This window comes from Sphingomonas sp. (genome assembly GCF_031372575.1).
In the GTDB taxonomy this organism is placed as follows: domain Bacteria; phylum Pseudomonadota; class Alphaproteobacteria; order Sphingomonadales; family Sphingomonadaceae; genus Sphingomicrobium.
Map to the genome: position 1 here is coordinate 19,875 of NZ_JANMLM010000016.1, position 24,661 is coordinate 44,535.

Consider the following 24,661-nt stretch of genomic DNA (forward strand, 5'->3'; position numbering starts at 1 on the left):
TCAATTCTTGGCCAGTGGCGCGGCGGATGCGGGCGCGGCGCGGAGCGAAGTCCCCGCGCGTCCCGAGCGAAACGCGCTGAACCAGCTTGCTGGGTTGGTCAGGCTGGTCGTGCCATCGAGCGAGAAAGTGATGAATTCGGCGCGGCCACCGATATTTTCGAACGGCACCGGCCCGCCCAGCCCCTGATCGGACAAAGCGACGCGGCTGTCGGCGCTGCGGTCGCGATTGTCGCCCATCAGGAAGACGTGGTCGGCGGGCACCTTGGTGGCGGGATAATTGTCGCCCGGGCTCTGGCCGAGTTCGATCGTGTTGTAGGAAACGCCATTGGGCAATGTTTCGCGGACCACCGGAAGGTTGCACATCGGGCCGGCCCTGGTGGTCAGCACCTGATCCATCAGCGCATAATCGCGGCGCATCGGGTCGGGATCATTGCCGCACGGCATATTGGCGTCGATCGGCACCGCGACGGGCGGACGCATCTCAAATTTCACCAGCACGCCGTTGAGGATCACGCGGCCGCCGCGCACCTCGATCGTGTCACCGGGAAGGCCGATGACGCGCTTGATATAATCCTCGTTCGATCCCGGCGGGGTAACGATCACCACATCACCGCGCTGGGGCAATTGGCCGAGCACGCGGCCCTGGCGGAACGGCAGGGTAATGCCCCACGGCTCGCCGCTGCCGAGGACCAGGCTGCGAAAGATTGCCGCCGGATTGGGAATGGTCGGCGAGACATAGGACCAGCCGAACGGATATTTGCTGACCACCAACCGGTCGCCCTTGAGCAGCCCCGGCATCATCGATTCCGACGGGATGTAAAATGGCTTGGCGATGAAGCTGTGGAAGGCGAGCACCGCGAGCAGCACCCACAACAGCCCTTTGATCTCGCGCCACAAGGCTGAACTCTTTGGTTCGGGCGCGGTGGTCGCCGGCTCGGGCGCAGCTTCGCCAGCGGGGATGGTCTCGGTCTCGCTCAACTTAACGCTCCACTTTCAACGCTTCGATGACGACGAATGCCTGTGCCCAGGGATGGTCGTCGGTCATCGTCAAATGCACGGCGAGGACGTGGCCCGCCGGGGTCAGTGCGTCAAGCCGCGCCTTCGCCCCGCCGGTCAGCACGAGCGCAGGCGCACCCGACAGCGCATTGGCGACGCCGATGTCCTTCAAATACACTCCGCGCTTGAACCCGGTGCCAACCGCTTTCGAGAATGCTTCCTTGGCGGCGAAGCGCTTGGCGAGCGTGCCCGCCGCCGTGAACGGGCGCCGCGCAGCCTTGGCGCGCTCGACATCGGTGAACACGCGATTGAGGAAGCGGTCGCCAAAGCGCGCGACGGACTTCTCGATCCGCTCGATATTGCACAGGTCGCTGCCGAGGCCGACGATCAACGCGCCGAATCCATCAACCCGCGCATCCGCATCACGCTTGCCTCAAGCCCGGTAAAAATCGCCTCGCCGATCAGGAAATGCCCGATGTTGAGCTCGGCGAGCTGGGGAATGGCGGCGATCGGCGCGACATTGTCGAACGTCAGCCCGTGCCCGGCGTGCGGCTCGATCCCGTTTTTTGCGGCAAGCGCGGCCATGTCAGTAATCCGCTTCAGCTCGGCCACGGCTTCCTCGCCCACGACATGGGCGAAGCGCCCGGTGTGAAACTCGACCACCGGCGCGCCGAGGCGCAAGGCGGCGTCGACCTGCTGTTCGCTCGGTTCGATGAACAGGCTGGTGCGGATGCCGGCCGACCGCAGCCGGTCGACGAACGGGCGCAGCTTTTCAAACTGCCCCGCAGCATCGAGCCCGCCTTCGGTAGTCCGTTCCTCGCGCCGTTCGGGGACGATACACGCGGCGTGCGGCCGATGCGCCAGCGCGATCGCCAGCATCTCCTCGGTCGCCGCCATTTCGAGGTTCAATGGCAGGTCGATTTCCATCAGCCGGTCGAGATCGCTGTCGGTGATGTGGCGCCGGTCCTCGCGCAGATGCGCCGTGATCCCGTCCGCCCCCGCCGCCGCCGCAGCCCGTGCCGCGCGCATTGGGTCGGGATGCGGCCCCCCGCGCGCATTCCGGATCGTCGCGACATGGTCGATATTGACCCCGAGTCGAAGGGGGCTGTTCATGTCGCGCGGCTCCCCGGCTTGATCGCTGGTATCTTGGCTAGCTCGGGCGGCAAATCATCCGCCGAATAGGTCGGCACGTCGATCCGGATCAGCGTGGTGAACGGCACGCCAAGATCGACCGATCCGCCCGAGCGGTCGACCAAGGACGCGGCGGCGATGACCGTTGCGCCGGTTTCCTCGATCGCCCGAATAGCTTCCTTTGACGACAGGCCGGTGGTGACCACATCCTCAACCAGCAGCACCCGCGTGCCCGGATTGAGCGTAAAGCCGCGGCGCAGGTGGAAGAGGCCATCGGGCCGCTCGACGAACATCGCCGGTTTGCCCAAAGCGCGGCCCATTTCATGGCCGATGATCACCCCGCCCATCGCCGGCGATACTACCGCGTCGATCGACTCAGCGACTTCACGGGGCAATTTGGCGGCGAGCGCCTGGGCCAGTTTTTCAGCGCGTTTCGGATCCATCAGCACCCGCGCACATTGCAGATAGCGCGGGCTGCGCAGGCCCGAGGAGAGAATGAAATGCCCCTCGAGCAACGCATTCGCGCTACGGAATTCGAGCAATATCTGGTCGTCGGTCATGCCCGGTTCCTGCGCCTGTGTGGCCCGTCAATTAAGCGCCCGAATACAATCCATCAACCGCCCTTGAGAGGACAGCAACCCGCGCCTATAAGGCCGCCGATTCCACGGCCCTGCCAATGACGGCGGGCCGGTTCAGCAACCCAAGGTTCGGGACCAGAATGAAACTCATCGGTTGGGCACTTGCCCTGTCAGTCGCGGTCATGACTCCAGCAGCAGCGACCGCCCCCCAAGTCACCGCCGCAGCGCCTGCTGCGGCGACGGCGGTGCCGGTCGACCCTGCGGCAAGCATGGGCGAACAGATCGCCAACACCGCCGCGACCCCGGCCCCGGCTGCGCTGCCGACGATGGCCCCGACGCCTGGCATCGGCATGCCCGGCGGCCGGTACGGCATCCAGGACCAGGTGACCGACCTTGGCGAGCAGGCCAAGAGCTTCCACAACGGCCCGTTGCTGTGGATGTGTGCATTGATCAGCATCTTCGTCCTGCTGCTGCTCGGCTACACCATGTTCCGCTTCCGCCGCGGTGCCAACCCGACCCCGTCGCGGACCAGCCATCACACCATGCTCGAAGTCGTCTGGACGCTGGCACCGGTGCTGATCCTGGTGGCGATCGCAATCCCCTCGATCCGGCTGCTCGCGGCGCAATATTCGCCGCCGCCAGCCGACCTTTCGATCAAGGTCGTCGGTCATCAATGGTATTGTTCCTATCAATATCCCGACAATGGCGGGTTCGAGATCGTGTCGAACATGCTCAAGGAAAAAACCGACGTGAAGGCCGGCGAGCGTTTTCGGACCGACGCCGACGGCCCGGTCATGCTGGCGACCGACGAGCGGCTGGTGATCCCTGTCAACAAGGTGGTCAAGTTCCTGATCACTAGCGAAGACGTGATCCATAGCTTCGCCGTGCCAGCGTTCTGGACCAAGATGGATGCCAACCCCGGCCGTGTTAACGAGACCTGGGTCAAGGTTACACGCCCCGGCGTCTATTTCGGCCAATGTTCGGAACTGTGCGGCGCACGCCACGGCTACATGCCGATTGCGGTCGAAGTTCTGCCCCAAGCCGAGTTCGATGCGTGGCTGGCGGCGAAGGGCGGAACGCCAAAGGGGGCCAAGCCCGCGACCACCGCTGCAGTGGCGGTTGCACCGGACGCGGCGGCGGCGGTGGCGGCACCGGCCAATGACACGGCGGCAGTAGCGCAGCCGGCACTCAATCAGGCCGCTACGGCCCAGAATTAAGCGGAAGCGACCAAGATAATGAGCACCATCCCCGCCGACGCAAATGCGCTCAAGGCCCACGGCCTTGCCGCGGACCACGGCCATCATGACGCGGACCACAAGCCGGCATTTTTCGCCCGCTGGTTCATGTCGACCAACCACAAGGATATCGGCACCCTTTATTTGATCTTCGCGATCGTCGCGGGGATCATCGGTGGTGCCATTTCGGGCATCATGCGCGCCGAACTGGCGCAGCCAGGGATCCAGATCCTGACCCAAGGCTGGCCGCTCGGCGCGGGCGAAGCCAGCATGGACGCGGCGCTGCATCACTGGAATGTGCTGATCACCGCCCATGGGCTGATCATGGTATTCTTCATGGTCATGCCGGCAATGATTGGCGGCTTTGGCAATTGGTTCGTGCCGCTGATGATCGGCGCGCCCGATATGGCCTTCCCGCGGATGAACAACATCTCGTTCTGGCTGCTCGTCCCGGCCTTCATCCTGCTGCTTGGATCGTCGTTCGTCGGCGGTGGGACCGGGCTTGGTGCGGGCACCGGCTGGACGGTCTATGCGCCGCTATCGACCATCGGCTCCCAGGGCCCTGCGGTCGACATGGCGATCTTCTCGCTCCATCTGGCGGGCGCCAGCTCGATCCTCGGCGCGATCAATTTCATCACCACCATCTTCAACATGCGTGCGCCGGGGATGACCCTGCACAAGATGCCGTTGTTCGTCTGGTCGATCCTGGTCACCGTCTTCCTGCTGCTGCTCGCGCTGCCGGTGCTGGCCGGGGCGATCACCATGCTGCTGACCGATCGCAATTTCGGAACGTCCTTCTTCGACGCGGCTGGCGGCGGCGATCCCGTGTTGTACCAGCATCTGTTCTGGTTCTTCGGTCACCCCGAAGTCTACATCATGATCCTGCCCGGCTTCGGCATGGTCAGCCAGGTGATCGCGACATTCAGTCGCAAGCCGGTGTTCGGCTATCTCGGCATGGCTTATGCCATGGTTGCGATCGGCGTGGTCGGGTTCGTCGTCTGGGCGCACCACATGTTCACCATCGGCATGGACGTGAATACCAAGATGTATTTTACCGCCGCGACGATGATCATCGCGGTCCCCACTGGGGTCAAGATCTTCAGCTGGATCGCGACCATGTGGGGCGGCTCGCTGACCTTCGAAACGCCGATGCTGTTCGCGATCGGGTTCATCTTCCTGTTCACCGTCGGCGGCGTCACCGGGGTCGTGCTGGCCAATGGCGGGGTCGATAATTACATGCACGACACGTATTACGTGGTGGCCCATTTTCACTACGTTCTGAGCCTCGGTGCGGTGTTCAGCATCTTTGCCGGTTTCTATTATTGGTTCGGCAAGATGTCGGGGCGGATGTACAACGAGTTTCTCGGCAAATTGCACTTCTTCGTCATGTTCGTCGGCGTCAATCTGATCTTCTTCCCGCAGCATTTCCTCGGCCTCGACGGCATGCCGCGGCGGATCCCGGATTACACCCCGGCCTTCTCCTACTGGAACTACATCAGCAGCCTCGGCTATCTGATCATGGCGCTCGGCATGGTGGTGTTCTTCATCAACATCATCTGGTCGCTGGCCAAGGGCCCCAAGGCGGCCGACAATTATTGGGGCGAAGGCGCCACCACGCTCGAGTGGACGCTGTCGAGCCCCCCGCCGTTCCACCAGTTCGAGACGCTGCCGAAGGTGGATTAAGCTTAAGGCACCAAGCAAAAAGCTCGTCCTGCACGTTGCAAGGCGGGCTTTTTGACGAATAGAGGCCGCAAGCCGGCTCTAGCGAAGGCTCGGGCTATTTAACCCTTACCACCTTCACCATCTTCACCGCCGGGTCGAGCATTTGCCCCTTCATCGCGCCGACGCCCCTGGTTGGCGAGCGGGGCGCGGCGAAGATCGCTTTGACCACGTCCATCCCCTCGACCACCATCCCGAATGGCGCGAAGCCGGGGTCGGTCGCCGTGGAATCGAAGCTGGGGGCGTCGGTGGTGAGGATGAAGAAGTCATTGCGCGTGGTTTTACCGCCGGCGTTGGCCATGACGATCGCCCCCGCCTGATTGCGCAGGCCGGTGGTCGCGGTGCGTTCGATGATGATCGGCGGGAGCTGCTTGGCCCCGTCGCGCACCCCGCCCTGAATCAGCCCGCCATCCCCGAACGTCACCGCGCGGTAGAATGGCTGCGCGTCGAACCAATGCTTGTCGACATAAGCGAGGAAGTTGGCGGTGGTCAGCGGCGCACGGCCGCGATCGAGCGCGACCAGGATTCGGCCCTTGTCGGTATCAATCGCGACCCGCACCAGATCGGCCTTGGGTGCGACGGCAGCGGGTGTGGGCGGGGCGAGTTGGGCAAGCCCTGGCGCGGCGACGGCGGCGAACAAGGCGGCAAGGATGATTCGGTTGGTCATGGGCCTGTCGTAGCAGCGCAAAGATGAACCGCCGATTCCCGCCCTTTCCCTTGCGCCCACAAGCTTTTATAGGCGCGCCTATGACCTCGATTCCAATGACGATTGTGGAGAGCGAAACCCACCCGCTCCCGGCCGACTGGCGTGATCTGCTGGCGCTGACCAAGCCCAAGGTGATGCGGCTGGTGGTGTACACTGGGCTGGCCGGGCTGCTGGCGGCACCAGGCCCGGTCAATATCATCCTCGGCTTCACCGCCGTGTTGTGCATCGCGCTGGCCGCCGGGGCCGCCGGCGCGCTCAACCAATGGTATGAAAGCGACATCGACGCACTGATGAAGCGCACCGCCGATCGCCCGCTTCCGGCCGGCCGGATGACGCGCCAGACCGCGCTCCACTTCGGGGTCGGGCTGAGTGTGTTCTCGGTCGTACTGATGGACATTGCCACCAATCATGTCGCCGCGGCGTGGCTGGCCGTGTCGATCCTGTTCTACGTCCTGATCTACACCGTCTGGCTCAAGCGTCGGACCGCGCAGAATATCGTCATCGGCGGCGCAGCGGGGGCGTTTCCGCCGTTGATCGGCTGGGTCGCCGCGACCGGCACCGTCACGACCATGCCGATCCTGCTGTTCGCAATCATCTTCCTGTGGACCCCGCCGCATTTCTGGGCGCTGAGCCTGTTCGTGCGGATGGATTATGCCAAGGCCGGGGTGCCGATGATGCCGGTCGTTGCCGGGCTCGCCTCGACCCGCCGCCAGGTGTTGCTCTATACCTTGCCGATGGTCGCCGCAGCAGTGGCGCCGTGGGCGATGGGTTATACCGGCTGGATCTACGGCGTGACCGCGATCTTCCTCAACGCGATCTTCCTTGTGCTGGCCATCGCCGTGTCGCGCAACACCGCCACCGAGCCAGCGCAGATGGGGCCCGAAAAGCGGCTGTTCGCTTTCTCGATCCTCTATCTGTTCGTCTTGTTCGGCGCCCTCGTTGCAGATCGGATGTTCATCGCATGACCCCTGACCAGGAAATCGAACTCAAGCGCCGTCAGAAAAGCCGTTCGATATTGACCGCCGTGCTGCTCGGGCTGTTCGTGGTGCTGATGTTCGCGATTTCGATGGCCAAGATGGTGGTCGCCCCATGACCACCCTTGCCGCCAAGAATCGCATTGTCGGCTTCCGCGCGGCGATCTTCGGGCTGGTGATGCTGGGCGTCGCCTTCGCATCGGTCCCGCTGTATCGCGCCTTTTGCCAGCTGACCGGTTTTGACGGCACCACCCAGCGCGCCGACGCCGCACCGGGCGCGGTCGCCGGACAAATCGGGGTGCGCTTCGATGCTAACATCAATGCCGCCTTGCCGTGGAAGTTCGCCCCTGAACAGAAAACGGTGCGGATCCACCCCGGCGCGCGGACCACAATCTATTACACCGCCGAGAATATGGCCGGCCGCGCGACCACCGGCCAGGCGGCGTTCAACGTCTCGCCTTCGCAAGCCGGTGCCTATTTCAGCAAGATCGAATGTTTCTGCTTCACCGAGCAGACGCTCAAGGCCGGCGAAAAGGTGCGCATGCCAGTGGTGTTCTTCGTCGATCCCAAGCTGCGGACCGATCCAGCGACCCGCGACATTGACGAAATTACCCTGAGTTACACCTTTTACCCTGTGGAAAGTCCCGTGGCGACCCGCTAGAGCGCGTTTTAGGACTGATGGCACGACAGTAGGAAGTATCCATGGCCGGCACCAAGAACCACGATTATCACATCCTCGCGCCCGATCCCTGGCCGATCATCGGCGCCTTTTCGTCGCTGGCCTTGTTCGGCGGGCTGGTGATGTGGATGCACGGCAGTCCCTACGGCAAATTCGTCGGCGGGGCTGGCTTCGCGATGGTGCTGTTCACAATGTATTCGTGGTGGTCGAAAACCATTCAGGAAGCCCATGCCGGCGATCATACGCCGGTCGTTTCGCTCCATCTGCGTTACGGGATGATCCTGTTCATCGCGTCAGAAGTGATGTTCTTCGTCGCCTGGTTCTGGGCGTTCTTCTCGGCCGCTTTATTCCCTTCCGCGCTGGATGCGGTTGGCGGGCAATGGCCGCCCAAGGGCACCGAAGTGCTCGATCCGTTCGGCTTCCCGCTGCTCAACACCCTGATCCTGCTGTGCTCGGGCACTACCGTCACCTGGGCGCATCATGCGCTGATCCACGGCGATCGTGACGGGCTCAAGAAGGGCTTGCTGGCGACCGTGGCTCTCGGCCTCGTGTTCTCCGGAGTTCAAGCTTACGAATATATTCACGCCCCGTTCTCCTTCAAGCTTGCCAATGGCGGCAATATTTATAGCTCGACGTTCTTCATGGCGACCGGCTTCCATGGCTTCCACGTCATTGTCGGGACGATCTTCCTGATCATCTGCTACCTTCGCGCGGTGAAGGGCGATTTCACCCCAAAGCAGCATTTCGGCTTCGAAGCCGCCGCCTGGTACTGGCATTTCGTCGACGTCGTCTGGCTGTTCCTGTTCGTGTCGATCTACGTCTGGGGCAGCTGGGGCGCGCCGATCCACGGCTGATCGAGTGACTCCGCCAACTTTGGTGCGGGCCAGCCTCAACGGGCTGTGCCCGCGCTGCGGGGCTAAGAGCCTGTTTCGCGGTCCTGTCGCGCTTGCCAGATACTGTTCGGGATGCGGGCTCGACTTTGATGCGCTCGATGTCGGCGATGGCCCGGCGGTGTTCCTGATCCTGATCGTCGGGACGATCATCGTGGTCGCTGCGGTGGTGGTCGACCTGACCTACGCTCCCGCCTGGTGGGTGCATCTGGTCTGGCTGCCGGTCGCAATCTTGCTGACCATGATCGGGCTTCGCTTCGGCAAGGCGATCCTTGCATATCAGAGCTTTCGTCATGATTCGGGCGAAGGGCGATTGGTCAAATGAACTGGAAGCGCCTGCCGATCATCCCGACGATCCTGGTCGCTGCTGCAGTGGCGACGATGATCGGACTCGGCTTGTGGCAGGCCCGCCGCGCGCAGTGGAAAAACGCCTTGCTCGCACGTTACGAAGCGGCGCGGACGATGCCTGCGATTGGCTGGCCGACCATGCCGATCCAGGAGCCATTGCCCTTGTTCCGCAAGGCGAGCGGCACGTGCCAGCGCGTCGCCGGCTATCGCACTCGCCCGGGCCAGAATTTAAGCGGCGAACCGGGGTTCCTGATCATCGCCGACTGCGTGACGGGCGCCGAGGGGCCGGGCATGGCGGTCGAGATGGGCTGGTCCAAGAACCCCGCTGCGGGACGCGGCTGGGGCGGCGGGACGGTCAACGGGATCATCGCGCCTGATCGCGACCAGCGGATGCGGCTCGTGGTCGCGTCCCCTTTGCAGGGGCTTGCGGCATCGGCCCCACCGTCGACCGAATCAATTCCCAACAATCATTTGAGCTACGCCTTCCAATGGTTGTTCTTCGCGATCACCGCGCTGGTGATTTACGGCATTGCGGTGCGCAAGCGGCTGCAGGGGCTGGATAGCTGATGGTCGCCGATCTAACCCGCCTGTCCAACGGCCTGACGGTTGCGATCGACCCGATGCCGGGTGCGCGCTCGGCATCGATTGGGCTCTATGCTGCGGTCGGATCGCGGTCCGAAGCGGCGGGCAAGGGCGGGCTCGCGCATCTGCTCGAACATATGGTGTTCAAGGGCGCCGGCGGCCGCGACGCGCGCGGCATTGCCGAGGCGATCGAGGATGTCGGCGGATCCTTGAACGCGTGGACCGCGCGCGACCAGACGGTGTTCCACGCGCGCACCCTGCCCAATGACGTCGGTTTGGCGCTCGAGCTGATCGCCGACCTCGTCCGCGCGCCGAAACTGGACGCCGACGAACTCGAACGCGAGAAGCAGGTTATCCTGTCCGAGCTTGGCGAATGCCTCGACGCGCCCGACGACCTGATCCACGACCATCTGTTCGAGGCCGCGCTTGGCGATCAGCCACTCGCCCGCCCGGTGCTCGGCCGGGAGAAGAGCATCCTCGCGCTGACCCGCGACGATTGCCTAGACTGGCTCGCGACCGAATATCGCCCGTCGCGGTTGGTGATTGCGGCGGCCGGCGCGGTTGATCCCGACGCGATATTGTCGCTCGCCGGGCGTCTGTTCGGCGATCTCGAAGCGGCCGACCCGCCCGCGATCCCGACTGCGGCATTCGTCGGCGGCATCTGCTCCGACCGCAAGGCGGCCGAGCAGACCCATCTCGCCTTCGCACTCCCCGGCCTGCCCGCGACGCATGATGATGCACCGGCCTTGGCATTATTCTCCCAAGCCGTCGGCGGGGGGATGTCGTCGCGGCTGTTCCAGGAACTGCGCGAGGAGCGCGGGATGGCCTATTCAATCTATTCGTGGACCCAGGGATTCGCCGACACCGGGCTGTTCGCGGTCAATTTGTCGACCGACAAGGCCCGCGCGGCCGAAGCGATGGCGCTCGCCCGAACATGCGTCAGCCGCGCCGCCGAAGACCTCACCGACGTCGAGCTGGACCGCGCCCGAGCGCAGGTCGAAGCGGGCATCATCATGGCGCTGGAGACCGCCCAGGGTCGCGCCGATTCAATCGCGCGTTCGATCGAAATATTCAATCGAATCATGACCTTGGATGAAATGCTCGGCGAACTCCGCTCGGTCACCGCATATACTGCTCGCAGTGCTGCTCAAACAATGCTCAGCGGCCCCATTGCCCTCGCCTCGATCGGCGGCAAGCTGGCGCTCGCAGCATGAGCAACCTTACCACCATCGTCGCCGAACCATGGGATGATTGGGGCCTGATTGACAGCGGCGGCGGGTGGAAATTCGAACGCTACGGACCGATCCGCGTCGTTCGCCCCGAACCGCAGGCGATGTGGGCCCCGGCGCAATCCAACTGGGACCCCGACGCGACCTTCATGCCTGGATCAGACGAGGATGGCGGCGGCCGCTGGCAGCAGCATCGCGAGGTCCCGCGCGATTGGCCACTGGCGCGCGGCAAGGTCCGCTTCCACGCCAGCCTGACCCCGTTCCGCCATCTCGGCTTCTTTCCCGACATGGCGCCGCAATGGGATTTGATGCGGGAGCGGTCGGCGGACGCTGACGTGATGAATCTGTTCGGCTACACCGGGGTCGGCACGTTGCTGCTAAGCGAGGCCGGGGCAAAATTAGTCCATGTCGACGCATCGAAGAAGTCGGTCGAGGGCGGGCGTCGTAATGCCGAATTGTCGGGGATGAGTGACCGCCCGATCCGCTGGATCGTCGACGACGCCGCCAAATTCACCGCGCGCGAGGTTCGGCGCGGGCGGCGCTACGACGGTATCCTGCTCGACCCCCCCAAATTCGGGCGCGGACCCGAGGGCGAAGTGTGGCGGCTCGAAGAGCATCTCGCGCCATTGCTCGCCGACTGCGTGAATTTGCTCGATGCCGAAAGCCGCTTCCTGGTGCTGACGGTTTATGCGGTGCGGATGTCGGCGCTGGCGATTGGCGAACTGCTCCGCCAGCTGACCGCTCACCTCGGCGGCGAGGTCGAGTGCGGCGAAATGGCAGTGCGCGAGGAAGCGCGTGGCCTGCTGCTGCCGACGGCGATTTTCGCGCGCTGGGCTAAGTCCTAGCAGCTCTGATTGCCGCCGCGGTCACGAACGGCGCACCGGCTAGAGTCAGCAACGCCACCGCCGCCTCCAGCTTGAGCGCGCCTTCCTGGCCAACGCCGGTCGCCGCTGCGCCAAAGATCACCAACGGGATTGCGAGCGGCATCAGTAACAGCCCGGCGAGCGAGCCAGCGCGCGGCAGGCCGGCGGTAAGCGCGGCGACCGTCACCGCGAGCGCAGCCAACGCCGGGGTGCCGATCGCCAAGGCGATGATCGCGCGGAGCAATGCGGGTCCGTCCAGCCCGACAAGGACGCTGGCGGGGATGGCGGCGAGCAGCAGCAACGGCCCGAAAGTCAGCCAGTGGCCGGCGATCTTGGCAACGGCGATGCCTTCCTCGCTCGTCCCAGCCAGCGCGAGTTGGTCGAGAATCCCATCCGCGCGTTCGGGTTCGACCAGCCGCTCGATCGGAAGCAACGCTGCGGTCAGCGCCGCGATCCACAACGCCCCGCCGCCGATCCGCGCCAGCAATTTGGCATCGGGGCCAACTGCGAACGGTACGATCGCCGCGACGATTAGGAAGAAAGCCACCGGCAGCCACGCCGCCCCCGTCAACCCGCGCCGGACCTCGCGAGCGATGAGCGCGCCGATCATTGCGCCAGCTCCAAAATCTGCCACTCGCCGGCCAGCGGGGCATGGCTGGCAATGATCACCCCGCCGCCCGCCGCGCGATGGTCGGCGATCGCCTGATCGAGCCGCGCCACGCTCGCCGTGTCGAGCCCGTTGAGCGGTTCATCGAGCAACCATAGGGGAGCACCGGTGGCCATCACCCGCGCCAGCCGCGCCCGGCGCGCCTGGCCGGTCGAAAGCATGCGCACCGGAATGTCGGCCAGCGGCTCCAGGTAGAACGCCGCCATCGCCTCGGCTATGCGCGGCCCGCACCAGAAAGCCAGCGCCCTGCCCAACGCAAGCTCTCGATCAAGCGCGAGATGGTCGTCGGCAAGCGCGGCCTCGGCGCGGACGATCGTCCCCGCCGCGGGGGTCAGCAGTCCGGCAATCAGGCGGATCAGGCTCGATTTGCCGCAGCCATTGGGCCCGGTGACGTGAAGCCCCTCGCCAGCTACAAGCGCAACATCGAGACCCTCAAACAGCAGCCGCCCACCACGCACCAGCGCCAGTCCCCGCCCCTCGACCAGCTGGCTCAAACCTGCTCCTCAAGTGCGTGCATCGCCTCGTCGGACAGCCCGAAATGATGGCCAGCCTCGTGGATCAAGATGTGGCGGATGAGATGCTCGAAATCCTCGCCCTCCTCGACCCATTCATCGAGGATCGCACGGCGGAACAGGCGGATACGGTCAGGCATCTGGCTTGGCGAATCGACGCTTTTCTCGCCGATCGGTACGCCTTCATAGACTCCGGTCAAGTCAAGCGGATGGTCGATGCCGAGCTCGGCGAGCAAATCCTGTTCGGCCAGTTCATCGACCTGGAGCACGATGTCGCGCAAATGATCGGCGAACGGCGACGGCAGGCCAACTAGCGCGGCGCGCGCGATCACTTCAATCTCGTCCGCCGAAGGGGGAATGTCGAAGCTCCGCGCCATGCGAACCGCCTTAGAGGGCGCAGCCCCCGCCCGGCAAGCTTGCGGGCGACGGCGCGTCCGCCTAAACGCCGCTCCATTCCAGGCATCATGAGATGTGCGGAGCGGTGGCCGAGTGGTCGAAGGCGCTCGCCTGGAAAGTGAGTATACGGCAAAACCGTATCGTGGGTTCGAATCCCACCCGCTCCGCCACATTCCCTTGTTGAATCCAAAGCAGGCAAAAATCGCTGCGGCGATGCGTCGGATTTCGGACTTGCATTATCCCCGCTATCCCTCTAGCGGCACGTTTCACTGTTTTAACACGATGGAACAAACGTGATTGCTAATCAGACTTTAGCCGTTTCCAGCAACGTGCTTGCAGACGATCTTGCCGAGGCAATCGCCTTGCTTCGCAACGCGGGTGATGCGCGCGCATTGCTGGCCGATCTTTGCACGCCGGCCGAGGTACACAGCCTTGCCGAGCGCTGGCAAGTCGCCAAATTGCTCGACGCCGGCGCGATGACTTATCGTGAAATTCACGATGCCACGGGGGTCAGTACAACGACCATCGTCCGGGTCGCCCGCTTCCTCCGCCAGGAGAATAATGGCGGCTATCGAATGCTACTCGACCGCGTCGGAGGCAAGTTATGAGCCCTGATCGCAATCGCCTGCACATGGCGGTGCAGAAATCGGGACGCCTGTCGGACCGGTCGCGCCAATTGCTCAAGGACGCCGGCCTTCGCCTCAGCGAGAGCGGCAAGAACCATCTCGCCGCGCGGGCGGAAAATTTCCCGCTCGACCTGATGTTCGTGCGTGACGACGACATCCCTACTTTTGTCGCCGATGGCGTGTGTGAGCTCGGAATCGTCGGGCAGAATGTGCTTGAGGAATATGCGCTCGGGCTATCCGAGCCGCGGATCGAGGAAGTCGCTAGGCTGGGATTTGGTAAGTGCAGTTTGAAAATTGCTGCGCCCGACACCCTCAACTCATTCCAGCCCGCGATGCTCGACGGGCAGCGCATTGCAACCAGCTACCCGCGTCTGCTCAAGCGATTCGTGGAAAGCCACGGCCTCACCGCCGAAATCGTGACCATGCGCGGTGCGGTCGAGCTTGCGCCGCGACTGGGAATCGCCCGCTTCGTGTGCGACCTGGTATCGACCGGCGCGACGCTGGAAGCCAATGGCCTCGCGCCCGTGTGCGACGTATTCGAAAGCGAGGCCGTGCTGGTGCGGACGCTGCGGCCGATCGACAATCTGCACAGCGACAAGGTTAGCGCGCTGCTGGCGCGGATCGACGGCGTGATCGCCACCGCCGAGAGTAAATATATTGTCCTCAATGCGCCCGAATCGGCGCTTGCTTCGATCACTGCAATCCTGCCCGGCGCCGAGGCCCCGACCGTGGTGCCGTTGATCGGTCGGCCGGGCCATGTCGCGGTTCAGGCGGTGTGCCAGGAATCGGTGTTCTGGGAGACGCTCGAGCGGCTCAAAGCGGCTGGCGCGTCGGCGATCCTCGTCATGCCGATTGAAAAGATGATGATGTGATGCGGTTTGACTGGTCTGATCCCTCGGTGCGCTCGGCCGCACTCGCCCGGCCGCGTGGCCGCGATGATGCCACCCTTCGCGCGGCAGTTGGCGGAATTATCGATGACGTACGAGAGCGCGGCTGGCCGGCGCTGGTCGAGCAAGCGGTGCGGATTGACGGGCGAGCGCCGGGCCCGGTCGAGGTTGCGCCTTTCGCCGCTGAGGCGCGACGATCAATGCCGGTCGAGGCGCAGGAGGCAGTGCAGCTCGCGGCGCGCAATATCGAGGCATTCCACCGCGCGACCCTGCCGGGCGATACCGAGGTCGAGACTTACCCGGGGCTGCGCGTTGCCAAGCAATGGCGGCCGCTGGACCGCGCCGGCCTGTATGTGCCGGGCGGCAAGGCACCGTTATTTTCGACCTTGTTGATGCTCGCCATTCCGGCGCGGGTTGCGGGGGTTCGGGAGTTGGTGGTGGTCACCCCGCCGCGCCCCGATAGCGGGCTGGATCCGGCGATTGCACTCGCTGCGGAGATCGCCGGAATAAAGACGATCTGGGACGTCGGCGGGGCACAGGCGATTGCCGCGCTGGCATTTGGCGCGGGCAACATTCCGGCCGTCGATCGGATTTGCGGCCCCGGCAACGCCTGGGTCTCGACCGCCAAGTCGATGGTCGCGGCGCGGTCCGGTGGTCCCGGCATCGACCTGCCCGCGGGTCCAAGCGAGTTGCTGGTTATCGCCGATGACAGCGCGAACCCCACGACCGTCGCCGCCGACTTGCTCAGCCAGGCCGAACATGATCCGGACGCGCAGGTGCTTCTGGTATCGCCATCGACGGTGCTGATCGACTCAGTCGCGGGCGAAGTCGAGCGCCAATCTGCGGCGATGGGCGGCAACTTCGCTTCCGCGCGGTTCATCCTCTGCGCCAATCTCGATGAGGCAATCGTCATTGCCAACACCTACGCCCCAGAACATCTCTCGCTCGCTTGCGACGGCGCGGGTGCGATGGTCGCGGCAATCCGCAACGCCGGTGCCATCTTTGTCGGGCATCAAGCGGCTGAAAGTTTCAGCGATTATCTTGCCGGACCGAGCCACGTTCTCCCGACCGACGGCGCAGCGCGCTTTACCGGCGGTGTGTCGACGCTCACCTTCATGAAGGCGATCACGGTGCAGCAAGTCACTGCGGAGGCCGCCGCCGCTCTATCCGCCCCAGCGGCAGCGCTGGCCAGACTCGAAGGGCTCGAAGCGCACGCCCGCGCCGCCGAAGCCAGGGTCGCGGCATGAGCCTCGTCCAGCGCCTCGCGCGGCCCGCTATCCTCGCGCTGCCGCCGGTTGATATTGCCGGTGCGCCGCTGCCTGGGACGGTGCGGCTCGACGCCAACGAGAACCCCTATCTGCCGTTGGTCCAGGGGCAGCCTGGGGTCAACCGCTATCCCGACCCGCAGCCCGATGCGCTGCGGCGGCGGATGGCGGATCTGTACGGTGTCGCGCCCGACCAATTGTGGGTCACGCGCGGCAGCGACGATGCGATCGACTTGCTGCTCCGTACCTTTTGCGAAGCTGGCGTGGATAAGGTCGGGATCGTCGAGCCAACCTTCTCGGCCTATGCCCAATTCGCGCGGATTCAGGGCGCGGGTGTCATTACCGCCCGGCTCGGCGAGGGCTTCACGTTCGACGGCGACGCGGTGATTACGGCGATGCAGCCTGAGCGGCCCAAATTGCTGTTCCTGTGCACCCCCAACAACCCGACCGGATCGCCGGTCGACCCCGCCGACGTCCGCCGGATCGCGGTGGCTTTGCCCGACACGATTGTCATCGCCGACGAAGCCTATGGTGAGTTTTCCGATGCGCAGAGCCTGGCAGCAGAATGCGGGAAGATCGAAAATCTGGTTGTCCTGCGCACTTTGTCCAAAGCCTATGGCCTCGCCGGCGCGCGGATCGGTTGTTCGATCGGGTCGCGCGAATTGATCGCGCTGATCGCCCGCGTGTCACCACCGTATCCGCTGCCGGTACCGAGCATCACCGCCGCGATCGACGCGCTTGGACCCGAGCGGATGCCGATCCATCGCCAGCGGATCGCTACCCTGCTCGAGCAGCGCGCGCTGCTCGCGGACCAACTCCGCGCGGTCGATGACATCCAATCGGTGCGCGAGGGCGGGAACTTCCTGTTCCTCGAGGTCACCAACCCCGCTGATCTCGCCCGGCGACTCGCCGCCGCCGCAGTGCGGGTGCGCTTTCGTCCCAACGCCGCGTCGGGCGGGGTGCGCGTAACGATCGGGACAGACGAGGAGAATGCAGCCCTGCTCGCGGTGTTCGGAATCGCCGCGCCCGCCAGCAGCCGCCGCGCCGACGTCATCCGCGACACCAAGGAAACACGGATTGTTTTGAGCATCGACCTCGACCGACCCGAGCCGCGCCATATCGACAGTGGCATCCCGTTCTACGACCATATGCTCGACCAGGTTGCCGCACATGGCGGGTTCGGGTTGACGTTGGCCTGCACCGGCGACGTTGCGATCGACCCGCATCACAGCATCGAGGACATCGCGATCGCGCTCGGCACCGCGCTCCGCCAGGCGCTCGGCGACAAGCGCGGGATTGGCCGGTTCGGGTTCGTGCTGCCGATGGACGAGACCGAGGCTCACGTGCTGATCGACCTATCAGGCCGCCCGTTCGCCAAGTTCGAGGGCAGCTTCGATGCCCCAGCGGTCGGCGACCTGCCGACGCAAATGGTGCCGCACATTTTCCGCAGCCTCGCCGACAGCATGGGCGCGGCAATCCACGTCCGCGTCACCGGCGACAATGATCATCACAAGGTCGAGGCGTGCTTCAAGGCCTTCGGCCGGGCGCTTCGCCAGGGGTTGGCGATCGAGGGAAATGGGAGCGTTCTGCCCTCGACCAAGGGCATGTTGTGAGCGATTTGCTGATCCTCGATCTCGATTATGGCAATACGCGATCAATCGCGCTGGCGTTTGAGCGACTGGGCGCGAGCGTAGCGCTATCGGCGGATCCCGCAGCGGTCGATCGCGCCGACCGGGTAGTGCTTCCCGGGGTTGGGGCAGCCGGCACGGCGATGAAGCAGCTGCGGCAAGCGGGGCTCGATGACGCACTTCGCCGCCGCACGGGCCCGACGCTTGGCATCTGCCTGGGGATGCAATTGATGTTCGAGAATTCGGACGAAGATGGTGGGACAAAGTTGCTCGGAATCCTTCCTGGATCGGTCGCCGAATTGAGGCCGAGCTCAGGTTTCCCGGTCCCGCACATGGGATGGAGCGCGCTTACAACCGAAGCGGACAATATCGGGCTCGACCCTGGCGATTACGTCTATTTCGCGCATAGCTTCGCCTGCCCCGATAGCTCGCACGTCGCCGCCCGCGCGGCATACGGCGGCACATCGATCCCGGCGGTAGTGCGCAGCGGCGCATGGTGGGGGGCGCAATTCCACCCCGAACGATCATCGGCCGCGGGCAGTCGCTTCCTGTCGGCGTTCCTCGCCGCATGATCCTGCTCCCGGCAATCGACCTGATCGGCGGTCGCTGCGTCCGGCTGGCGCAGGGCGATTTCGCGCGCGAGACGAATTACTCGGACGATCCTGCTGAAGCCCTCGCGTCGTTTTCCGATGGCGGAGCGGTCGAGGCGCATCTAGTCGATCTCGACGGTGCCCGCGCCCGCGAACCGCGCCAGCATGATCTTTTCATCGCATTGGCCAATTCGACCTCGCTCGCGCTCCAGGTCGCGGGCGGATTTCGGACCGTCGACCAGGTCCGCCGCGTGCTCGATGCCGGGGTTGCGCGAGTGGTTATCGGCAGCCTCGCGATCGACGATCCCGACGCCTTCGTCCGGATGATCGACCAGTTTGGTCCCGACCGACTGACCCTCGCGCTCGACGTGCGGATCGAGGATGGCATGCCGCTTGTCGCGACCCACGGCTGGGCGACCGGATCGGGCGAAACACTCGACACGGTGCTCGCGCGCCATCCGTCGGTGCGCCATTTGCTGGTTACCGACATTGCGCGGGACGGAATGCTCGACGGGCCCAACCTCCCGCTGATGAAGGCCATCGTTGCCGCACATCCGGCGGTTGAGCTGCAAGCCTCGGGCGGGGTCGCAGTGCTCGACGATCTAGCTGACCTCGCCAACGCCGGCGCCGCGCGCGCGATCGTCGGCAAGGCAATCTGGGAGCGACGTTTCACCGTCGCCGAAGCGGTGGCGCATGCCCACGGCTAGGATCATTCCGTGCCTCGACGTGGCCGATGGTCGCGTGGTCAAGGGCGTCCAGTTTCGCGATCATCGCGATATTGGCGACATCGTCGATCATGCTTTGCGCTACCGCGACGAGGGCGCGGACGAACTGGTGTTCTACGACATCACGGCCAGCGCCGATGGACGCACGGTCGACCTTGCGTGGGTCGAGCGGGTGGCTGCGGTGATCGACATTCCCTTCTCGGTCGCGGGCGGGATCGGCGATGTCGCGGCGGCGCGCAGCTTGCTGTCGGCGGGGGCGGACAAGGTCAGCGTCAATTCACCGGCGCTGCAGCGGCCCGAATTGCTGAGCGAGCTTGCTGCCGCCTTCGGACGGCAATGCGTCGTGCTCGGGATCGACAGCTTGGTCGGCCCCGACGGTCGCCTGTCGGTCAAGCAGTTCACCGGCCGGCCCGAGGCGACCCGCAGCAGCGGGCGCGAGACGATAGACTGGGCGGTCGAGGCGACGCGACTCGGTGCGGGGGAGATCGTGCTCAACTGCATGGATCGCGACGGGGTGCGCGAGGGTTATGATATCGCCCAGCTGAGCGCGATCGTGGCGGCAGTCGATGTCCCCGTCGTTATATCCGGCGGGGCAGGCACGATGAAGCATTTCGCGGAGGCCTTTCGCGCCGGGGCGAGCGGGGCGCTGGCTGCCTCGGTATTTCATGACCGGCGGATCGCGATTGCGAATCTCAAGGATTATCTGGCGGCGCAATCAATCGAGGTTCGACGATGATCGATAGGGATAAACTGGCGTGGGACCGGATGGGCGGCATGATCCCCGCGATCGTCCAGGATAAGGCGAGCGGCGAAGTGCGGATGCTTGGATATATGAACCGCGACGCGCTCGACGCGACGATCGCGAGTGGGTTCGTGACATTCTTCAGCCGATCGCGCGGCGTATTGTGGCGCAAGGGTGAGACCAGCGGGAATACGCTCGCGCTGGTCGGCATCGCGGTCGACTGCGACAGCGATGCGCTGCTGATCACCGCAACGCCGACCGGCCCGACCTGCCACAATGGCACCACCTCGTGCTTTGGCGACAAACAAGCCGCCGGCACTGGTTTCATTGCCGAGCTCGAACGCGTGTTGATCGACCGCGCGACCGCCGACCCGGCGACCAGCTACACCGCGCGCCTGCTCAGGGAAGGTACCAAAAGGATCGCCCAGAAGGTCGGCGAGGAAGGCGTCGAAACCGCGCTCGCCGGGGTTGTCGGCGATGATGCCGAGCTCGCCAGCGAGACTGCCGACCTAGTCTATCATCTGACCCTGCTGCTTCAGGCGCGCGGGCTATTCTGGGCGCCGGTGATCGATGAATTACGTCGCCGTCACGCCGACAGCAACGCCACCGTCTCGGCGTAGAGCGACGCACTGGCCGCAGCGATGATGCGCCCGCCATCCCAATCTTCGCCGCCATTCCAGTCGCCGATCGCCCCGCCCGCCCCGCGCACCACCGCAACGAGCGCATCGAGATCATGCCGCTTGAGCCCGCTTTCGATCACCAGGTCGATGTCTCCGGTCGCAACCCGCACATAGGCCAGAGCGTCGAGCCCGTAGCGCGTCACCAATGTTGCCCCGCGAACGCGCTCGAATTGGTCGCGTTCGGTTCCTTCGAACAGATAGGGGTCAGTGGTCGACAGCCGCGCCGATGCAAGGATAACGCACCCGCTAGTCGCGACCGGTGCGCCGTTGCGCAGCGTTTTCCCCCCGCTAGCGATCAGCTTCTCGTCCAGCATGGGCAGGTCAATCAACCCGGCGACATGTGCCCCATCCTCGATCACGCCCACCAGCACCGCCCAACTCGGCAAGCCGCAGATGAAGGCGCGGGTGCCGTCGATTGGGTCGATGCTCCAGATTCGCCGCGCTCCTTGACCGGTCCTGCCAAATTCCTCACCGCGAATGGAGTCGCCCGGAAACGCGTCCGCGATCAATCCTCGAAGCGCGGTTTCGATATCGCGATCGACTTGCGTGACTGGGTCGAGGCCAACATCAGCCTTGTTCTCGTACGCGCGATCAGCCGCATGCGATTGGGCGACGACGTGCCGCGCGGCGTCCGCGAGTTGGCCCAGAAGTTCAGCGATGCGATCCATCATCGCCCTGTCGCAAAAGCCGGGCGTCACGCCAAGCGGCAATATGAAAGGACCGCTGATCGCAATCCCGAACCAAGCTCAACGAAGCATGAGCAGCGTTCCGCAGGCAATGGCCACGCCATAAGGAATGCCCCTCGAGGTCTTGGTGTCGCGCCGATCGTCACCCCGCCGCCGGAAGGCCCTTATCGTCAGTACGACAAGGGCAAGGATGCCACCGGCGAGAAGGACGTTGATCAGCATCGTGACACCGCTGCGCAAGTCGAACCATGCACCGCACGCCGCAATCAGCTTGACGTCGCCGCCGCCGAGCTTCCCGGCGGCAAAGATCGGCGTGCCGAGCGCCAGCAAGATCACGAAAGTTGCGGCATTTTGCCACAGCGCCAGTCGCGGGCCGGCAAGCATTGCAGCAGCGATCGCCGCGACCAAGATAAACAGGCAGGTGAGATTGGAAATCCGCAGCCGCCAGGCATCTTCCGCAGCGGCCGCGACAAGCAGGGCTACGAAGAGCAGCAGCAACCAGCTTGGCGCGGTTGCAGCGAGATTCATTTTTCGGCCTCGGCCAGTGCGAGATTATTCGCCGCCCGTTCAAACCAGACGTTGTTGGCCATGATGGCTTGAGCAAAGGCAGCGATCGCCTGCTTGCGCTGGCCGCGAAGGTCGGCAACGATCCCAGCGTCGTTAAGCCGCGCCGCCCAATTTTCGGCGCTTTCGTCGGCGCGGCGTTGCGGAAGGTTTTCGCTCACCGCAGTGCGGGCCAGTTCCAAATTGTTCGCGATCCGCGTCACATGTGGATCGAGGACGGCGGCTTGCTCCAGCAAGGCGAGCCCGCTTTGCCATTGTCCGCGAAGAAGCAATGACCACGCCTGGTTATTGAGTACTTCCGGCGCGTTCGGTTTTGCCCTTGTTGCCCGCGCATAGGAGCGATCGGCATCAATCCAGTCGCCGCGCAGGTCGGCCAACACACCGCGTGCATTCCAGGCGCGCCACGAGGCCAAAGGCGCGGCGGTGGCAAGCTTAAGGGCGCTCGCCGCCTTGGCCAGATTGCCTTGGTGAATAGCAGCAACACCGATCCGCTCGGCAAACAGTGGTTCGCCCGGCTGGATCGCGAGCAAGGCCTCATAGCGAATCAGGGCAATTGCAAAATCGCTCGACGCAAAGGCGAGATCGGCAAGCAGGCGATCGAGCTGCGGGCCGTGGACCCCAGCCTGGATGGCCTTGCCGATCATGATCCGGGCTTGATCGAGCCGTCCGCTGGCAATTGCGTGGTCGGCCTCGCTGAGCGGCGCGGGCTGGACCGGCGGGGCCGGCGGGGCCGGCGGGGCCACCGCGAGCGCCGCGGCGACCAGCAGCGCAATCATCCGCTTTGACCCTTGATCATCGGCATGCTCGCAGCATCGCGGCCGAGCAGGATCGTGATCTGCCGTAGATTGGCCCGTTGTTCGACCCCGAAGCCGAATTGGGCCGACAGCCGCATCGCGGCAGCGCGCTTGTCGGCCGGATAGAGGATCAGGCTGCGCGATCGTGGCAGCTGGACATCGCCGACGCTGGCCACCGCCCAACCGCGACTGGTAAGATAGGCCCCGGTTCGGGACGCCAATCGATCGACCCGCGCCGCGTTGAGCAGGCGCAGTCCCGAATGGGCGACTGCTGCTTGCCGGACGGCGGCAGCGCCAGTGATCGGCTTGCGAACCACCGCGTCGGCCATCTGCGTGCGCCATTGCGGCCCGGCTGTGGTGATCAATGCAACCTCGCCGAGCGACACGCGCTCAAGCCTTGGCCCGGCCCGTGCGATGGCCGAACGCGGGGCCGATGGGGCTGCATTTGGTGACATTGTGGGCCAATCGCTCGCCGCCATCACGGCATTCACCGCATTGGCAACGGTCGTCGGCAAGACCGGCTGTAGTGCCAGTGCCGCCATCGGGGTCGATGGCGCCGCGTTTGTAGCCAGGCGTTGCTGGATCTCCAGTCGAACCGACGCGGCCTCCGCCGTAAAATGCTGAGCATCGAGCGATTCTGCCAAGGAGCCAAGCAACCGGGGATCGCCCGGCGCGATCGCCAGCGCAATTTCATAGTTTCGGCGAGACAGGTCAAACCGACCCATTCGATCGTAACAAGCGGCAATACCGGCGAACGCATCGGCGCTTTCAGGATCTTCGCGCGCCGCCTTGCGATAGGATTCGAGCGCCAGCCCGACATTGCCGAGCGCAAACTGGCCGCGCGCTTCCGCCACCCGGAACGAAACCGTCCTGACCCCGCTCGCCAGCGTCGGCTCGATCGCGCGGATCTGCAGCTTGCCCTGCTCGGTGCACGCGCTGGTCGTCAGCATGGTCGCGACCACACAGATGATGATCTTCCTCGTCAATCTAGCCTCCTGCTGTCAGCGCCGGGATGACCGCGCGCATCACCCGGATCGCGGCCGGCAACATCAATACGCCGATCATCACCGGAAGCATGCAGGCGACCAACGGGATCGACAGCAGAACCGGCAGCCGATGCGCTTTTTCCTCGGCCCGCATGCGCCGCCGTTCGCGCATTTCGGATGCATAGACGCGCAATGTCTGGGCAATCGACGAGCCGAGCTTGGTCGACTGGATCAGCAAGGTCGCAAACGCGCGCACTTCATCGGCACCGGCCCGGTCGGCCATTCGCCGCAGCGCGTCTTCACGGTTCCGCCCGGCGCGAAGCTCGAGCACGACCGCGCCCAATTGCTCCGCCAGCCGGGGGTGCGATTCGGTCATTTCCATTCCGACCCGGGCGAAGGCAGCATCAAGCCCCAAACCCGCCTCGACGCAAACCAGCATCAGGTCGAGCGCGTCGGGAAAGCCATTGATGATTTCCTCGGTTCGCCGGGCCGCCCGAACGCGGACAAAGAGGGCGGGCAGGTAGAGGCCAAGTGACGCCGAGATGATGACCGCAAAGTAGAGTTTGGTCAGGCTGGGAGTTGCATTCATCATCCAGAACAACCCAAGCACGGCGATCGGCAAGGCGAATACCATGACCGTGCGCACAAGGGTGAAGACCCGCGGCGCGTGCGCGGCGGTAAAGCCGGCCGCTGCCAGCTTCTGGCGTAGCGCCTGGTCCTTTGAATCCGTGAGCGACAGGCCAGCCTTTTCAATCCCATTGACCAACGTCAGCCACGCGCTTTCGATCTTGTCCGAACGGAGCGATCCGATCCGCAGCGGAATCTCACCTGGCTGGACATCGGGGTTGAGGCGTCTGCGTGCAATCTGGCGGGCGGCCCCTGCAGTCGCTACATAGAAGGTGCCGAGCGCAACAATTCCGAAAAGGATGGTCAGCATCGAGATCCTGAGGATCGGATAATCGGTGATTAGGTTGAGCATCCGC

General features: G+C 64.6%; 31 protein-coding genes and 1 tRNA gene. 19 read left to right on the plus strand and 13 right to left on the minus strand.

Annotated features, from left to right (window positions below; all coding sequences use genetic code 11):
• From lepB to pyrE, 4 genes are read right to left on the minus strand one after another with little or no spacing between them, the layout of a single operon-like run.
• Positions 1-978 carry a signal peptidase I gene (lepB, locus tag RMN73_RS01145; RefSeq protein WP_405051505.1) on the minus strand — a complete coding sequence of 326 codons (978 nt, stop codon included), beginning with the start codon at positions 976-978 and terminating at the stop codon, positions 1-3.
• 1 nt (position 979) lies between these two features.
• On the minus strand, positions 980-1,387 hold the full coding sequence (acpS, locus tag RMN73_RS01150) for a holo-ACP synthase (RefSeq protein WP_309601482.1): 408 nt from the start codon (positions 1,385-1,387) through the stop codon (positions 980-982).
• On the minus strand, positions 1,384-2,109 hold the full coding sequence (locus tag RMN73_RS01155) for a pyridoxine 5'-phosphate synthase (RefSeq protein ID WP_309601483.1): 726 nt from the start codon (positions 2,107-2,109) through the stop codon (positions 1,384-1,386). Before RMN73_RS01155 ends, acpS begins: the two co-directional genes overlap by 4 nt.
• Positions 2,106-2,687: an orotate phosphoribosyltransferase gene (gene pyrE, locus RMN73_RS01160; protein ID WP_309601484.1), complete on the minus strand. Its 582-nt coding sequence runs from the start codon at positions 2,685-2,687 to the stop codon at positions 2,106-2,108. The genes RMN73_RS01155 and pyrE overlap by 4 nt, the downstream gene beginning before the upstream one ends.
• Positions 2,688-2,845: 158 nt before the next feature.
• Between pyrE and coxB the strand changes: the two genes are divergently transcribed.
• Positions 2,846-3,922: a cytochrome c oxidase subunit II gene (gene coxB / locus RMN73_RS01165; RefSeq protein ID WP_309601485.1), complete on the plus strand. Its 1,077-nt coding sequence runs from the start codon at positions 2,846-2,848 to the stop codon at positions 3,920-3,922.
• A gap of 18 nt (positions 3,923-3,940) precedes the next feature.
• Entirely contained in the window at positions 3,941-5,623 is a 1,683-nt protein-coding gene (ctaD, locus tag RMN73_RS01170; protein ID WP_309601486.1) for a cytochrome c oxidase subunit I, read from the plus strand.
• A 94-nt stretch (positions 5,624-5,717) separates the two neighbouring features.
• On the opposite strand, the gene RMN73_RS01175 is transcribed toward ctaD, so the two are convergent.
• On the minus strand, positions 5,718-6,326 hold the full coding sequence (locus tag RMN73_RS01175; protein WP_309601487.1) for a peptidylprolyl isomerase: 609 nt from the start codon (positions 6,324-6,326) through the stop codon (positions 5,718-5,720).
• A gap of 80 nt (positions 6,327-6,406) precedes the next feature.
• On the opposite strand from RMN73_RS01175, the gene RMN73_RS01180 reads away from it, so the two are divergent.
• The 8 genes from RMN73_RS01180 to RMN73_RS01215 are packed head-to-tail and all read left to right on the plus strand — an operon-like array spanning position 6,407 to position 11,912.
• Positions 6,407-7,330 carry a heme o synthase gene (locus tag RMN73_RS01180; RefSeq protein ID WP_309601488.1) on the plus strand — a complete coding sequence of 308 codons (924 nt, stop codon included), beginning with the start codon at positions 6,407-6,409 and terminating at the stop codon, positions 7,328-7,330.
• Positions 7,327-7,458 carry a hypothetical protein gene (locus RMN73_RS01185; protein WP_309601489.1) on the plus strand — a complete coding sequence of 44 codons (132 nt, stop codon included), beginning with the start codon at positions 7,327-7,329 and terminating at the stop codon, positions 7,456-7,458. Before RMN73_RS01180 ends, RMN73_RS01185 begins: the two co-directional genes overlap by 4 nt.
• On the plus strand, positions 7,455-8,000 hold the full coding sequence (locus RMN73_RS01190) for a cytochrome c oxidase assembly protein (RefSeq protein ID WP_309601490.1): 546 nt from the start codon (positions 7,455-7,457) through the stop codon (positions 7,998-8,000). Before RMN73_RS01185 ends, RMN73_RS01190 begins: the two co-directional genes overlap by 4 nt.
• 41 nt (positions 8,001-8,041) lie before the next feature.
• Positions 8,042-8,872, plus strand: coding sequence for a cytochrome c oxidase subunit 3 (locus RMN73_RS01195; RefSeq protein ID WP_309601491.1), 831 nt, complete (start codon positions 8,042-8,044; stop codon positions 8,870-8,872).
• Positions 8,873-8,876: 4 nt separating this feature from the next.
• Positions 8,877-9,233, plus strand: a complete 357-nt coding sequence (locus RMN73_RS01200) for a DUF983 domain-containing protein (protein WP_309601492.1) — start codon at positions 8,877-8,879, stop codon at positions 9,231-9,233.
• Positions 9,230-9,823, plus strand: a complete 594-nt coding sequence (locus RMN73_RS01205; protein WP_309601493.1) for an SURF1 family protein — start codon at positions 9,230-9,232, stop codon at positions 9,821-9,823. The genes RMN73_RS01200 and RMN73_RS01205 overlap by 4 nt, the downstream gene beginning before the upstream one ends.
• On the plus strand, positions 9,823-11,052 hold the full coding sequence (locus RMN73_RS01210) for a pitrilysin family protein (protein WP_309601494.1): 1,230 nt from the start codon (positions 9,823-9,825) through the stop codon (positions 11,050-11,052). The genes RMN73_RS01205 and RMN73_RS01210 overlap by 1 nt, the downstream gene beginning before the upstream one ends.
• A complete protein-coding gene (locus tag RMN73_RS01215) occupies positions 11,049-11,912 on the plus strand; it encodes a class I SAM-dependent methyltransferase (RefSeq protein ID WP_309601495.1) in 864 nt (287 codons plus the stop codon). The genes RMN73_RS01210 and RMN73_RS01215 overlap by 4 nt, the downstream gene beginning before the upstream one ends.
• Here the strand turns inward: RMN73_RS01215 and RMN73_RS01220 are convergent.
• The 3 genes from RMN73_RS01220 to RMN73_RS01230 are packed head-to-tail and all read right to left on the minus strand — an operon-like array spanning position 11,902 to position 13,486.
• On the minus strand, positions 11,902-12,540 hold the full coding sequence (locus RMN73_RS01220) for a heme exporter protein CcmB (RefSeq protein ID WP_309601496.1): 639 nt from the start codon (positions 12,538-12,540) through the stop codon (positions 11,902-11,904). The two genes, RMN73_RS01215 and RMN73_RS01220, sit on opposite strands and share 11 nt — an antisense overlap.
• Entirely contained in the window at positions 12,537-13,091 is a 555-nt protein-coding gene (gene ccmA, locus RMN73_RS01225) for a heme ABC exporter ATP-binding protein CcmA (RefSeq protein WP_309601497.1), read from the minus strand. The genes RMN73_RS01220 and ccmA overlap by 4 nt, the downstream gene beginning before the upstream one ends.
• A complete protein-coding gene (locus tag RMN73_RS01230) occupies positions 13,088-13,486 on the minus strand; it encodes a metallopeptidase family protein (protein ID WP_309601498.1) in 399 nt (132 codons plus the stop codon). Before RMN73_RS01230 ends, ccmA begins: the two co-directional genes overlap by 4 nt.
• A 98-nt stretch (positions 13,487-13,584) precedes the next feature.
• Between RMN73_RS01230 and RMN73_RS01235 the strand changes: the two genes are divergently transcribed.
• The 9 genes from RMN73_RS01235 (at position 13,585) to hisIE (ending at position 20,588) form a co-directional block, all read left to right on the plus strand.
• Positions 13,585-13,675, plus strand: a tRNA-Ser gene (locus tag RMN73_RS01235).
• A gap of 159 nt (positions 13,676-13,834) precedes the next feature.
• Positions 13,835-14,113, plus strand: coding sequence for a YerC/YecD family TrpR-related protein (locus RMN73_RS01240; RefSeq protein WP_309601499.1), 279 nt, complete (start codon positions 13,835-13,837; stop codon positions 14,111-14,113).
• The gene (gene hisG, locus RMN73_RS01245) at positions 14,110-15,003 is read left to right on the plus strand and encodes an ATP phosphoribosyltransferase (protein ID WP_309601500.1); all 894 of its coding nucleotides are present in this window, start codon (positions 14,110-14,112) and stop codon (positions 15,001-15,003) included. Before RMN73_RS01240 ends, hisG begins: the two co-directional genes overlap by 4 nt.
• Entirely contained in the window at positions 15,003-16,265 is a 1,263-nt protein-coding gene (hisD, locus tag RMN73_RS01250) for a histidinol dehydrogenase (protein WP_309601501.1), read from the plus strand. The genes hisG and hisD overlap by 1 nt, the downstream gene beginning before the upstream one ends.
• Positions 16,262-17,896: a histidinol-phosphate transaminase gene (hisC, locus tag RMN73_RS01255; protein WP_309601502.1), complete on the plus strand. Its 1,635-nt coding sequence runs from the start codon at positions 16,262-16,264 to the stop codon at positions 17,894-17,896. Before hisD ends, hisC begins: the two co-directional genes overlap by 4 nt.
• The gene (hisH, locus tag RMN73_RS01260; RefSeq protein WP_309601503.1) at positions 17,893-18,483 is read left to right on the plus strand and encodes an imidazole glycerol phosphate synthase subunit HisH; all 591 of its coding nucleotides are present in this window, start codon (positions 17,893-17,895) and stop codon (positions 18,481-18,483) included. Before hisC ends, hisH begins: the two co-directional genes overlap by 4 nt.
• A complete protein-coding gene (locus tag RMN73_RS01265; protein WP_309601504.1) occupies positions 18,480-19,208 on the plus strand; it encodes a 1-(5-phosphoribosyl)-5-[(5-phosphoribosylamino)methylideneamino] imidazole-4-carboxamide isomerase in 729 nt (242 codons plus the stop codon). The genes hisH and RMN73_RS01265 overlap by 4 nt, the downstream gene beginning before the upstream one ends.
• On the plus strand, positions 19,195-19,962 hold the full coding sequence (gene hisF / locus RMN73_RS01270; RefSeq protein ID WP_309601505.1) for an imidazole glycerol phosphate synthase subunit HisF: 768 nt from the start codon (positions 19,195-19,197) through the stop codon (positions 19,960-19,962). The genes RMN73_RS01265 and hisF overlap by 14 nt, the downstream gene beginning before the upstream one ends.
• Positions 19,959-20,588 carry a bifunctional phosphoribosyl-AMP cyclohydrolase/phosphoribosyl-ATP diphosphatase HisIE gene (gene hisIE / locus RMN73_RS01275; protein ID WP_309601506.1) on the plus strand — a complete coding sequence of 210 codons (630 nt, stop codon included), beginning with the start codon at positions 19,959-19,961 and terminating at the stop codon, positions 20,586-20,588. Before hisF ends, hisIE begins: the two co-directional genes overlap by 4 nt.
• Here hisIE and RMN73_RS01280 read toward each other — a convergent pair.
• From RMN73_RS01280 to RMN73_RS01300, 5 genes are all read right to left on the minus strand, one after another.
• Positions 20,555-21,319: an inositol monophosphatase family protein gene (locus tag RMN73_RS01280; protein ID WP_309601507.1), complete on the minus strand. Its 765-nt coding sequence runs from the start codon at positions 21,317-21,319 to the stop codon at positions 20,555-20,557. The two genes, hisIE and RMN73_RS01280, sit on opposite strands and share 34 nt — an antisense overlap.
• Before the next feature lie 75 nt (positions 21,320-21,394).
• Entirely contained in the window at positions 21,395-21,862 is a 468-nt protein-coding gene (locus RMN73_RS01285) for a prepilin peptidase (RefSeq protein ID WP_309601508.1), read from the minus strand.
• Entirely contained in the window at positions 21,859-22,674 is an 816-nt protein-coding gene (locus RMN73_RS01290; RefSeq protein ID WP_309601509.1) for a tetratricopeptide repeat protein, read from the minus strand. The genes RMN73_RS01285 and RMN73_RS01290 overlap by 4 nt, the downstream gene beginning before the upstream one ends.
• Positions 22,671-23,678, minus strand: coding sequence for a LytR C-terminal domain-containing protein (locus RMN73_RS01295; RefSeq protein ID WP_309601510.1), 1,008 nt, complete (start codon positions 23,676-23,678; stop codon positions 22,671-22,673). The genes RMN73_RS01290 and RMN73_RS01295 overlap by 4 nt, the downstream gene beginning before the upstream one ends.
• Before the next feature lies 1 nt (position 23,679).
• Positions 23,680-24,657 (minus strand): type II secretion system F family protein, encoded by a 978-nt coding sequence (locus tag RMN73_RS01300; protein WP_309601511.1) that lies wholly within the window; start codon positions 24,655-24,657, stop codon positions 23,680-23,682.
• Between the last annotated feature and the right edge of the window lie 4 nt (positions 24,658-24,661).